Consider the following 15,113-nt stretch of genomic DNA (forward strand, 5'->3'; position numbering starts at 1 on the left):
TCTCAAAATTATTTTGGTGATGATATTCATAATCGTCAGCAACATAAGCAGCACTTTTGCACAAGAAATTATACCATTGGCCCCAAGGGAAACCCAAAACAGGGTAAATGGTAACTTAACCATGAATGGTAATACCATTGTAGGATTAGTTGATAGCTTCGAAGATAATGTAAGTTATGATCCTAATGCAGCCTACAACGGAAACCTGAATAACGGTAATAGTATCACAGCGTATATAGATATCGACGGTGATCCTAGCACGTTTAGTTCGAGTAGCGCCGATATCATTACACCAAGACCCGAATGTACAGAAATCACATATGCAGGATTATATTGGACAGCTACCTATTATCTTGAGAGATTACCAGTAACAAATACAACGTTAACGGTAAATAATACAGGTTTGGCTGGGGATTATCCAGCGGCAGATAATAATTTTAACCCTGGAAACGTAGCAATACCACCAGGTGGACTTACAGGAAATTTAGTGTTAGCTATTGACGCAAACGGGTTTACAGATGGTTGTGATGCACCATTATCTAATGCTGCGGCAGTTAACGGTAATATTGCAGTAATACGAAGAGGATTTTGTGGGTTTACACAAAAAGTTATTAATGCGCAAAACGCGGGTGCGATAGGGGTTATTATTGTAAATACCAACGATGGGTTATTTAATATGCCTGGGGCTGATGCAGGTATTACTATACCCGCAATAATGGTGAATTTTACCAATGGTGAAAATATAATCACTCAAATGGCAAGTAGCACCGTGAATGCTACTATAGGGCAAACAGTAGATACAACAACAGGTAACGAACAGTTAGTTGGTTTACCCCTTGTCGATGCCAGAAAGCAAGGAGATGCCGACTTTAGAAATATCAAGTTTAGAGTACCAGGGGGGTCTTATGTAGATGTAACGGCTCAAAATATAATTTATGATGGATACAGAGGTACTCCAACAAATCTTTTAGCAGATGGCACACCAAATCCAAATGCTACTGATGATGTACCTTATGTGTGTTATGCCAATGTAACTAGTTTGATAGATCAAGCCAACACCAACGGTACCTATACCGTGGCAAACATGAATGCTACCATAGGTCAAACCTCTGGGGTGTCTGGAGCTTCTGGTGGTTGGGTGCTTGTGGTAATTTATGAAGATCCATTAGAAAGTAGTAAGTTCATTAGTACTAACGACGGTTTTGTTCAAATTCAAAATAGTGAACCCGACGTAGATTTTACATATACTGGCTTTACTACACTTCCTGCGCCTTTACCCGTGGAGATTCGTTACGGAGTGGCAGGTCTAGAAGGAGATAAGAGTTTAACAAGAGACCGCCTTCAGGTAGAAAACACTTCTGGAGCTTTTGTAAGTTTAGGTAATGGTTTCAATAATTTAACCGATGTTAACCCGGTAAACAACTTCTTTAACAGCTCAATTACGTTCAATGATGCTTATGTAACGGGTCGTAATCCGGCCTCTGAGAATACCTTAGGTTTCGATGTCGATTTATTTGACTTAGATAATAGTGGAAATAATCTGATCGGAAATGATCAAACCGATGCCACCTTTAGACTACAAACAGATCAAGATACGTATAGAGTATTTTTGAACACCTTCTCAGTAGAGATTATAGAACCAGAACTAAGGATCATCAAACGAGTTTTTGATACCGATGGTACTACCGAAATTACTAACGCCAATGTTGAACTTGGTGATGAATTGTTCTATGATTTGGAAATTGAAAACGTAGGAAATGAAGATTTAGTAGATGGTACTGTTTCTATTAGAGACGTTTTACCAGCTAATGTAAATCTGATCAGTGTACAGACAGCTACACTTCCTCCAGGTGTTACTTTTGACGATTCAGTACCAGGAATACTAGACTTCGATATTCCAGCCGGATTGGTTGAAGAGACCGATGGGCCTATTTTTATTCGATTTAGGGTGCAACTGGTAAATAGTTGTGAAGAATTAAGAGATGCATGTTCTGATGTGATTCAGAACTCGGCTTTAGCAACATTTACAGGAGCTATTTCCGGAGTTACCGCAACCAACAACAGTAGTAGTGTTATTGGTGCCTGTGGTAATACAGACGGAGAAGCAACTAACTTCTTGGTAAACGTGCCAGCCTGTGATTTTGATGTAACATTCTGTAACAACAACCTACAATTAGTAGCGGGTACTGGATATGATAGATATACTTGGTCTGGACCGGGAATTTCTCCCCCTGTAGTACAAACAGGGCCAAATGCAAATATTTTTTCGCCAACTAACCCTCAGGATGGTGTATATACAGTTATAAAAGAAGATACCGATCCTTCAGATGGGACATGTATTACCCTTACTGAAGAATTTGATGTAGAAGACTTTAGAGATATTGACAATCCGGTTTTAGATTATGTAAACGGAACCAGTGTAATTACTCAAGATTGTAGTGGTTTAGATCTTCCGCAGATTTTATTATGTGGTGATCAAACGTTCTTGATTGAGACAAACTTCGACCCAACATTAAACCTACAATCGATATCATGGCAACGATTAACACCAAGTGGATCTTGTATTTCAGATCCAAATGACGCTTGTTCGTTATTGTCTGGAGCTTGTACAGATGCAAACTGGGTAGAAGAGCCAGGAGGAAACACTCCTAGTTTTACAGTTTCAGAAGCTGGAGATTATAGAATATTAGCTGAGTTTGAAGGTGGATGTTTTGTGCCATTCTTCTTTAGCGTATTCAAAAATGATTACCAGCCTACATTGGCAATGCAGCCAATAGAATGTGGTAATCCAGGAAGTGTAACCGTTACCAATGCGCCTACAAACTTTGAATTTAGTTTAACTTCAGGGGGACCATATAGCGCAACTACAGTATTCCCAATTGCTCCAGGATCAGGAGGTGATATCACAGTTTATGGTATCGATACAACATTCCCTGGATGTGAATATACTGCAACAATTAATGTTCCAGAAATTAACCCAACATTTACAGTAACACCAACTGACCCAACCTGTACCAACAACGATAATGGAACAGGAACAGGAAGTATACAGATATTGGTTACTGGTGGTTTACCCGAATACCAATACACAATTTCTGGAGGAGGACTTACCTCACCAATTATTGTACCTAATAGTAGTGCCAACAATGGTAACTATACTCAAAACAATTTAAACCCTGGAACGTATACGGTTGAGGTTATTGCCAACCGACCAGACCCAGAGTGTATCGATACACAAATAGTTACAATTAATCCTGCACCAGATTTTACGGCCAATGTGGTCTTGGTTGCACCAGAAACGTGTGACACTGGAGCTATTGTAGAGGTAAATGTAACCGCTGGATCAGGAAGTTATTCTTTTGATGATGGTTCGGGAACGTTTGGAGCTAGTAATAGATTTGAAATTCCTATTCCAGCAGATCCTACAGCGACATATACATTCTTTGTGAGTGATACCAGCTTACCAGCAGGAACACCCGCATGTATTATAGAAGCTAGTATAACAGGAATTACACCACATGAGCCTATTGTAATAGACAATGTTACAGTTACGCAACCTCCTTGTCCTGGAGATGGAGGACAGGTACGTGTTGAGGTTTCTCCTGAAGTAGCAGGAAGAGAATACACTTACCAGCTATTAAACACTACAGACATGGACCCTGTGAGTCCAGTATATACTGTAGTACAGGAAATAGTAGCGACATCTAGAGATATTACATTTGTAAATGTTCCAGACTTAACATCGTATAGAGTAAGAGTATTCCATAACAATACTACAGACCCAACTGGGGCACCAATTTGCCCGGTAGACGGAAGCGATTTTGCAATTACAAGCCCAGTAGATATTACAGCTACTGTTGCTGTAACCAGAGAATTAAGCTGTAACCCAGCACCTAATGATACAGCAATCATTACTATTTCAGGATTAGCAGGAGGAGGTTCTACCTATGAGTGGAGTTTTGACCCTACATCTGGGTTTGCAAATATTACTGCAGATCCGTTTACTATTCCGGTAAGTGTTGCAGGAAATTACACGGTTTATATACGAAACCAAGGTACAGGAACCTGTGCGGTAAGTTTCCCAGTTACGGTAGCGCCATTAGAGCCCGTAACAGATATTGACTTTACCCTTGGAGCGTCAGACTGTAGTGCACAAACCATTGTGGTAACACCTACTGCAGTTCCGGCAGGACCAACATATACGTTTAATGTTACCCCAGCTCCAGTTTCTGGAGATGCTACGGCAGGATTTGTATTAAATAGAGGAACAACCTATACCTTCACGGCAACCAGAGGAGATAATGCCTGTGATTATAGTGAAGACTTTAGAGAAGATTTATTACCAGAAGTTCAAGTATCTGCAGTAGAAACCGACCCTGTGAGTTGCGTTGGTTTTGCTGATGGAGAATTCTCTTTTACAGTTACCAATAGCACATCATTTGACTATACAATTACTGGACCTACTGCCATTGCTCCAGGAAGCGGAACAACAGCTACACCAATATTAAGTGGGCCAGTGTTGGCAGGAACGTATACTATTAATGTAACCGACACTTCTATTCCTGCGGGATGTACGGCATCAACAACAGTTGATGTAACAGAGCCGGCCAATGCTTTAACGTTGTCAACAGTATCAACACCTTCAGATTGTGGTGCAGATACAGGAACTATAACAGCAACTGCCAATGGAGGAACAGGAACCTATCAGTTCCAACTTATTGATGATGGAACAGGGTTACCTGTAACGGGATACGCATACCCAAATACGAGTAATGTATTTACAGGACTACCTTCTGGAAACTATACTGTATTTGTAAGAGATGGTAACTCTACGGATGCTTGTGAGATATCAGAGGCAAGACCCGTGGAGCAATTTGTTCCACCAACAGTAACCGCTGTGGCAGGTGGAGACCCATGTGTAGATACAGATCCTGCTACGCAGTGGATCACAATTACACCTGATGGCACTGTAACACCACCAGCTGTAGGGCCATTTGAGTACTCATTAGTAGGTCCGGTAACCGCAACGAATGTATCTGTGACATTCTTACCAGCTCCAAATGATGATACTTTTGAGATACCAAACTTATTACCAGGAAATTATACAGTAACCGTTACCAATACTGCTACAAGTTGTGTGCAAACGGAAACCTTTACTATAAATCCTGAGTTGACCGTAACAACAACCTTAACACAAGATATAGACTGTAATAATCCAGAGGCCACAATAGAATTTACTGCTGCTGGAGGAAGTGGTACATATACTAGGTTTGATTTATACAACCCAGGTACTCCGCCAACATTAGTTGCAGGAGGAGGTAACATCACTTCTCCGTTTACAGATGCGATTTTAGTACCAGGTGATTATTTGGTTGGAGTTGTTGATGATGCTGGTTGTACTGCGTTTTCAAACACAATTACCGTTACACCATTTGATGCGGTTATCGCAACACTTACCCCGACTAACCCTTCTTGTCCGGGAGAAACAGATGGCTCAATAGCTGTTACTGTTACAGCAGGTCAAGGACCATTTACCTATATTCTCGATGGTGACCCAACTACACAGATAGGACCTACTGGAGATACAACAGTAACATTTAATAACGTAGATAATACACCTGACCCACACACGGTAACTATTACCGATGGTTCTGGAGGTACTCCTGCGTGTACATTTGATTTTACAGAAACTTTAACCGATCCTCAACCAATTAATCCCACAATTGCTATAGCAAGAGATCTTAGTTGTGTTGCACCTATGGATGCGATCATTAGAATCTCTGCAGTGGTGGGTGGATCTGGAAGTTGGGCATATACTTTAGACCCTTCTACTGGATATACCAATATAGCAGGATTCCCCGTTGATATTCCTGTAAGCACAGACGGAACATATACTGTTTATGTAGCAAATCAAGGTTCGCCAGAAACTTGTGCTGTGACCACAGATATTACCATAGAACCTGTAACCGAAGTAACAGACCTAGACTTTGCTGCAACCGCAGTTCAATGTCCAGCACTTACTTCTAATGTGACCATAACACCAACAATTTCAGGATCAGGTAGCGTTACAGAATATGAAATTACCGCACCTGCACCTGCAGTTACAGGTCCACAAGCATCAAACGTATTTAATGGTCTTGCTCCAGGAACATATACTTTCTTAGCAAGAACAGACGATGGATGTGAGTATAGCGAAAACTTTGTTATCGAAGATATCGATCAGATCGTGGTTAACGCTACTCCGGTTAATGAACCAACATGTAATGGCGATAGTGACGGAGAGCTTTCGTTTACAGTTTCAGGAATCGATATTCCTGCTACCGCAACGTATGAATATGAAATCACGGGAGGTACCCCTGCAATTGTACCAATAACAGCTACTGGGCAAACAGCAGCTACAATAACTACGGGAGATGTATTGCCTGCCGGTAATTATGTAATTACTGTTACAGATGAAGCAACGCTTTGTGAAGCGACGGCAAACGTGACAATCAACCAACCAGATGTTGTAAACTTCGATATTGATCCGGTTGTTCAAGATTGTGCTACGAATACCAATACGGTGACCATTAGCAACTCAAGAGGAGGAAGTGACACAGGATTTACCTATGTACTTAACGATTCTGGAGGAACACCTGTTGGACCTAGTAGACCAGTTGCAGATCCTTATTTGAATGTGCCGAATGGTACAGGTTATGAAATTATTGTAACCGATAGTAATGGATGTAACTCTCTTCCACAAACTTTAGATATCAATCAATTGCCTCAACTTGGAGCAGCATTGGATGCAGGAAGTTCTGATTTCTGTCTTGATGATGGAGCAATAAGTTTTACAGTAGATATCGATGCGGTAAATACAGGTACTGCACCTTACACCTATAATGTAACCTTAGGAGGTGTGGTAGTAATTCCGGACACCAATGTTCCTGGACCTTCATTTACAACGACACCTAACTTAACAGCTCCTGGTGATTATACTATAAATATCACAGATGCAAATGGATGTCCAGTTGCCATAGTGGTGCCAACAGTAGAGGAACCTGTTCAATTGGAGGTTACTCCTGTGTCAGATATTACATGTGATGCTTTAGGTAATCCGGTAGATGCGCAGTTTTCATTAGCGATTCCTGCTGCAAATCCTGGATATACTCCTTATACCATTGATGTTTCATTTAATGGAGGTGCTTTTGCAAACCACCTAACGGCTGTAGCACCGCCATTTACAAATTATACAGCTACTTCTGGAGCGGGAACCTATACCTTTAGGGTAACCGATGCAAGAGGTTGTACGTTTACTACGAACCCATTCACAGTAACAGATCCTGTTGCACCAACTATTACAGATCCAGATGTAAGTCTTGATTGTGCCGGTGATACAGGTACAGTAGTGATTACGGTTACAGGTACAGAAACACCATATCAAATCGATTTCAACGGAGCTGGATTTGTAACTATTACAGGAACACAAATTTCATTCCCGAACTTAACAGGTGATGCAGGTGATGCAGACCCAACTACAAATACTTCTACCTACAACTATACGGTTAGAAGCAGCAGAGGATGTTTGTACCCAGGAAGTGTAGACGTAACTCAACCACCGTTAATCACAGAAGTAAGCAGACTTGAAACACCTGTAACTTGTGGTGGTTCAGGAACGATTACTGACTTAGGTGCCATTGATTTGGAAATTGCAGGTGGAACAGCTAATTACACATATACTTTAGTTACAGCAGCGAACTTTGCAGTTAGACCTTTAGTGCCAGCTGCAACAGATGTAACTACACCCAACCCAACAACAACAGGAACTACAGTTCGTTTTGCTGGTTTAGATTTCGGACAGTATTTTATTTTCGTTACTGATGCAAATGGATGTACAGATAACGCTCCTTTTGGGCCGTTTGATATTTTCTCTCCTCCAAACGATTTAGTTCAGAACATTACCGTTTCTGCAACATGTCCAGGTGGAGTTACTTTTGAAATCGATGTTCAGGGAGGGTCTGGTATTACTCCGCCTTTAGATCCACCACCAGGATTTGATATTCGTATCGTTGGAGAGCCTTCTCCTGGTCTTGGAGATTTTGTTCCGCTTGATGACAGTGTAGGAGGACCAACAGCTGTTGACGCTAATACACCTATTAGAGACCACACATATTCAGGTTTAGATTTCAATAGAACCTATATTTTAGAAGTACGAGATAATGCAACAGGGTGTTTATACCAAGAGATAGTGCCTGCAGAACTTCCACCATCTTCTCCTAGTATTGTGAATGATGTGGTTACAAATGTAAGTTGTAATGAAACACCAGCTTTAGATGATGGAAGTGTTTCATTTGATGTTGCAGCGTACGATCCTTCAGTTACAGATATATCTTGGGAAGTATTCAATGCATTCACTAATGTAAGTCTTGGCGCTGCATATACTGGGAATGATAATACTACACCAAGCCCTGCTGTACCAAACGTGCCAGTTACCATTAACAATATACCACCAGGTGAATATTATGTAACGATACGAGAAGTAGATGGTACACAATGTCCTGCGAGATATGACTTTACCATAGATCTTCCGGATCCATTGACTTCAGTAGCAACAAATCAAACACCAGCTAATAGTTGTGGAACTAATGCTCAAGTGATTATGGCCTCTTCTGGAGGTACACCATTTGCAATACCTGCAACAGCTGATGGATATCAATATGCGCTAATTGAGGATGTTGCTGGATCTCCAGCTTCTACACCAACGGTATTAGCAGATTTCCCATTAACGAGTAATGTGATTGATTTAGGAAATACAGCTAGAAGAGTATATATTTTCCTTATCGATGATAACGGATGTACATTCGGACCAGTTCCTGTTGATGTGGTTGTAAATCCACTTCCAGTAATAGTTTCGGCTGCCTTTGTCGATGATTGTGCCTATGATAATACCAATATTATTCGTATTGAGGCTACAGGAACAGGGACACTAACCTATCAACTTGATGGTGGTACTGCTGTGGTAGGAAGTATTGATAATAACAATCATGAATTCACAGTTTCAACACCAGGCACCTATACTATTGGTGTTACAGACGAAACAGGATGTACAGTAACAACACCTGTAGATGTATATGGACCAATACAAATAAGTGCTGCATTTACTACAGTTCCAGATTGTGATACTGCTTCAGGAACAATAACGACTACAATCGTTTCTGGTGCTGCGCAAGGAACGTTAACCTATGAATTACAAGACAGTACTGGTACACCTACTGGAAATGCTACAGGAGATGCAACAGGAGTATATACTGGAGTAGCACCAGGTAGTTATATCGTTGAGGTTACAGATGATGGTAGAGGAACAGGACCTGCTTTCTGTTCATTTACGGCACCAGTAAGTATAGAAGCACCAGTAGAACCAGTATTGGTTCCTGCGACCACGTTTGTGACTTGTGCAGGAGATACAGATGGAGTAGTGACTGCTGCTATAACACCAGCGTCTACAGATTCTGATCCAACGGTGATTTATGAATACAGAATTACAGCTACTACTTCTGCTACACCAGCTGTGGTACCTACAGCATATCAAACCAGCCCGACATTCTCAGGTCTAGATAATGGGACATATACTGTAGAGGTAAGAGTAACAAAACCAAATGGTGCTCAAAACGTATTCTGTTTCGATACCGATGACTATATAATTAATGACCCTACCGCTGTAAGTTCTACGATTTCTTCAACAGGATATACTTGTCCTACAGGAACAGAGAACTTCCCGGTAATTACCATAGATAATATTTCTGGAGGAACTGGATCTGCATACACGATTTCGTATACTGTTGATGGTACTCCGGTAGTAGCTTCACCTGTTGATCCCACTACTTTAGATACCGATGGTGGTACTGCTGGAATTCAAATTGTAGCAAGTATACCAGGTGATTATGTGTTTACAATATTTGATAGTAATAACTGTCCTACAATACAGCCTACAGAAACCATACCTCCATTCCCAGAAATGACAGATCCAACCGTAGTAAGAGATACTTCTGCTACTAACAATGGTGAAATTTCTTGTGATAATGGTGAAACAGTAATTGTTACGATTACTGGCGGTGTGGGACCATTTAATTTTGTAGAGACTAGTGGTGCGGTAGGACCTGTGAATGGCGTTGTTGCAGGAACGGGAGATACTGCTGCTCCAGGAGTGCAAACAGCAGCTACATTTGTGTTACCTGCGGTAGGAACTTATCAGTTCACTATTACCGATACCAATGCCAATGGAGCTTGTCCTATAGATTCTCCAACGTATACCGTTGCTCCTTTTGATAATATTGAAGCAACCCTAGTCGTAGCTACCAATGTAGATTGTAATGGAGCTGCCACAGGAGAACTAGACTTAACGGTATTGAATTACAACGGAGAGTTTAACTTTATAGTAAGAAATACGACTACAAGTGCACCAGAAACCACAGGTAATGTTACTGCAGGATTTACAAACCCTGTACGTATCGGTTTACCTGCAAATGGTGTAACAGCCGCAACCTACGTAGTAGAGATAGAAGCACTTGATGCTCCATTCTGTGATACGGTAACAGACCCTGTAACCGTTACAGAACCAGATGCATTAACATTGGCTATCGATGAGAATATTAATGCCAACTGTAATGAAGATGCAAGAGTAACAGTTTCTGTTACCGGAGGAACAGGACCATATACGTTTAGAGCCGATGACGATGGTATTGCACCATTCTTATTCGAAACAACAACAGCGAATGCTACAGAAACATTCTTGTTACCGGCAACAGTTGCTGGAACAACATATATCATCAGTGCAATTGATAACAACTCTTGTACATCGACTCCGGTTTCAATTTCTGAAGATGTGTTCAGAACAGAAGATCCTACGGTTGATTCTGTAACTTGGACAGATCCTTGTGTGTTCGATGATAGTTATACCATACGAGTGACAGGTACAAGTAATGTACCAGTTGTAGCTCCAGCTACCAATGCCTTGACATTTGAGATAGGTGCCGCAGGAAGTGGTGATGTAGCAGGAAATGTAAATGGATTAACTCATGACTTTACCGTAACTACTCCGGGTACATATACTGTAAGAGTATACGATGAAAATGGTTGTGTTTCTTTAGATGAGACTATAACTATAGTGCCAGAATTAACAATAAGCGCTGCCTTTACAGGTATACCAGAATGTAGAACCGATGTCAACGGGCAGATTACAGCAACAGTTAATGGAGGTTCAGACTTTACTGCAAACCCAGGTAACTTTACCTTTACCTTAACAGGTACAGATAGTGGTGGAGGTGCGATAGTACCAGTTGTACAAACAGGTGCAGGTGGAAACATATTTAACAACGTCACTGCAGGTACATATAATGTAAGTGTAACCGATAGTAACGTACTGCCTGCAACAGGTTCGGGATGTTCTGCAAACGCAAATGTATCATTACCAATTCCTGTATTACCTAATATTACAGCAGCTGGAGAAGCAGTCTCTTGTGTGGGTGATACAGATGGTAGAGTTGTCGTAACTCTTGATCCAGCTACAGATGATGGTGGTTCATATACTTACCAGTTATTCCAGGATGCTGGTGGAGGAACACCAGGAGCTCAAGTAGGAACTGACCAGATAGACGATCCTATATTTATTAATGTTCCTGTTGGAAATTATGTAGCAGTAATTGAATCTAGTAGTTTATGTCCAGCACAAGCTACGGTTAGTGTACCAAATGCAACGCAAGTTACCGCAAGTGCTGTAGAAGGACCGTTTACCTGTACAGGGGCTACAGAGAATTTCCCTACGATAACAGTTACTATAGAAGATGGAACACCACCATATAGTATTACATATACTACACCTTCTGGGGTAGATGTAACCGATGTGGCTATAACAGATGCAGATCCTTCTGTTGGTGCTCCAGGAGTACAGTATAACTTTACTGCTGATGAAAATGGAAACTATGTGATCGCAGTCACAGATAGTAAAGGATGTGAAACCAGTCCGGTAACCTTTATTGAAAATGTGGTGCTACCAATTATGTCTGATCCTACGGTAACCAGAGATACCTCGGCTACCAATAGTGGAGAAATTTCTTGTACCAATGATGAAGCCGTAATTGTTTCGGTAACAGGAGGAACTCTTGCGCCGGGTACATTTACTTTTGAAGTAATAAGTGCACCTGGTACTGTGACCATACCAACACAAACGGGTATTGTTGGAGGAACTGGAGACAATGGTGGAACTCCTGAGATTGAAACCACGGCATCATTTGATTTACCTGAAGTAGGATTGTATACTTTCAGAATTACCGACGAAACTACAACATGTTCGATCGAGGTAAGCTATACTATTGATCCGTTTGATAATATTGATGTAATTGCTTCTCAGGAAACACCAGAACAGTGTTTCAATGAAAGAAATGGTGAAATACGTGTTGATATTACAGGATATACGGGTAATGTAAATTATACGGTTGTTGATCCTGTTACATTATTAGAAGTAACTGATGGAGGAACACCAATCCCGTCGGCTACAGGAACATTTAATGTGACTTCAGATCCATTTAGCATAGTGTTACCATTTACAGCAACAGTAGGAAACTATAGAGTGTTAATAGAAGAAATAGACGCACCATTCTGTTCATTTACTTCACCAACAGTAACTATCGATGGACCACCAATTCCGTTCGAAATTACATTGGTGCCAATTAATGACCAGGAAACATGTAGTCCTGCGAATGATATTTCGTTCCAGACTAGTGTGAGTGGTGCTAGAGGAAATGTAACCTATACTCTTGTTGAAACTGGAGCTAGTAATACGACAGGATTGTTTGATGGACTGTCAATAGCACAGGCTACTAATACCGCAGGAGTATTTACATTTACGGTAAATGCGGTAGACGATAATGGAACCTTTACTTGCCCTGCAACCAATAGTATAACCGTATTGCCGCCAGCAGATGATGTAACTATTGATCCAATCCCTGATAGTAGTATAAGTTGTTTTGGAATTAATGATGGTAGTTTTACTGTTAATTTAACAGTAGGAGTTGGGAATAGTAACCCACCATTTAGATATTCTATTACGCCTTCTGGTGGAACTGAGGGTCCAATAGGGCCAGTAAATGTATTTCAGAATTTACCGCCAGACACCTATACAGTTACCGTATATGACAGACTAGGGTGTACAGCTCAAACTACTGCGGTGATTAATGATGTACCAGAGGTATTGGTAAATATCGACAATATAGTGCCTGTTACCTGTAGTAGTGACGAAGCTATTGTAACGCTATCTGCAACAAATGCAGTAGGAACACCATTCTTTGTAAGGGTAGATGTTACCGATCCAAATAATCCTGTAGAGGACCCACCAACGGCAACAAATGTCTTCCCGTTATCAGAAGGTCAATATGTATTTTATGTGATCGATCAAAGTGGAACAGGATGTAGATCTAGAAATTCAGATCCTGTGCCAGTAATACCAATCAACCCTATTAGCTTTGATTTAGATATTAGTGCTGCGAATATTAACTGTCGTGATGAAGCAACAGCTATTCTAAACATTAATAACTTAACAGGAGGGATAGGAGATTATGAGTTCATTTTATTAACAGGAAATGTTTCTCCACCTATACCAACTCCAGGGAACACGTTTGCAGGACCTCAGTCTACAACAGAGTTTAGAGATCTTCCAGCAGGAACCTATACTTATGTTGCTAGATCGGTGAGCGATAACAGTTGTATTGCCAGTGCCACTCATACAATAGTTAACCCACCATTATTTGACCCAACAGCAGACTTTACCAACGTAACCTGTAATGGAGAAGATGATGGTACGATAACCATTTTTGCAGCTGGAGGAACACCACCATATTCGTATGCGATTAGTTCTATGCCAGGAGTATTCTTTAATGATGCTTCAGACGGAATACCAAATCAGCATACATTTGAGAACTTAGCTCCAGGTATGTATACTGTATTGGCTCAGGATGCAAATGGTTGTGATGTGTTATTTGATAGAGAGATTTTAGAACCAAATACCTTAATGGCTTCTGAAACCGACGTGATGGATGAAACTTGTTTCGGTGATAATGATGGTGCCTTCACTATTGAAATCACAGGAGGTACTCCTCCATATGAAACCAATATCACAAACAATGACGGTGATTTTGTAGTTGACTTGTTAACATATGATAACTTACCTGCAGGGGTAACCGAGGTATTTATTAGAGATGCAAACGGATGTAGAATTACTCTTCCGATAACTATCGAACCTGGAGTAATGTTAGATGCAGATCTAATGCCAAGGTTAGAATGTCCGGTAAGAGATCCTAACAACCCTGCTAATATTACTACAGGGCCAAGATATTTTGTAGACTTCCAGTTAACACCTAACTCGGTAAATACAGATATTATCTTTACTCTGGCTGGTATTAACGGAACTCCGGATCCAGCTCAAAACAATAACCTTACTGGTGAGTTTGAAGTAAATCCTGGTGAGTATCAAGGAACTATGGAGCATTCTGGAGGATGTACGGTAGTTGTAGGAACAATAATCGTAGAAGAATATGTGCCATTATCTGTGCCAGTAGCCCAGATGACGAATAACCCTCAAGATCCAAATGAATATGAGATAATTGTTACTGGAGGTGTAGAGCCTTATACATATTTCGTATCATTTAACGGAGAAGAAAGAGAGTTAGAAGACAATATCTTTGCTATACGAGAGACAGGTGATTATATCATACGAGTAACCGATTCAAGCGGTTGTGAGGTGGTTGTAACACAGTTCTTGACATATATCAACATTCGTATCCCGAATTACTTTACACCAGATGATCCTAATGCAACAACAGAGGAGCAATTCTGGTATCCAAGACAAATAACGCCAAATGTTAATGATCCGTTCTTCTTTGAGAATATGGAAGTAACCATATTCGATAGATACGGTAGAATGCTTGCCGAATTCAAAGGAGATCAACAAGGATGGAAAGGTACCTATCAAGGAAAACAACTTCCGTCTGGAGATTATTGGTACACTATTATTCTAAACGATATAGATAATAGAGAGTTTACCGGTCACTTTACGCTATATAGATAATATAAAGTTTGGAAGT

The 15,113-nt window shown here is 40.7% G+C and carries 1 protein-coding gene; it reads left to right on the forward strand.

Annotated features, from left to right (window positions below; translation table 11 throughout):
- The first annotated feature begins 19 nt into the window (after positions 1-19).
- Positions 20-15,097 carry a T9SS type B sorting domain-containing protein gene (locus tag M0D21_RS19120; protein ID WP_317250690.1) on the forward strand — a complete coding sequence of 5,026 codons (15,078 nt, stop codon included), beginning with the start codon at positions 20-22 and terminating at the stop codon, positions 15,095-15,097.
- Positions 15,098-15,113: the final 16 nt, after the last annotated feature.

Source organism: Aquimarina acroporae, assembly GCF_023195925.1.
GTDB lineage: Bacteria > Bacteroidota > Bacteroidia > Flavobacteriales > Flavobacteriaceae > Aquimarina > Aquimarina acroporae.

What these genes read in the sequence shown, in the direction of transcription:
- M0D21_RS19120 (WP_317250690.1), top strand. Translation starts at nt 20, where the DNA reads ATGATATTCATAATCGTCAGCAACATAAGCAGCACTTTTGCACAAGAA.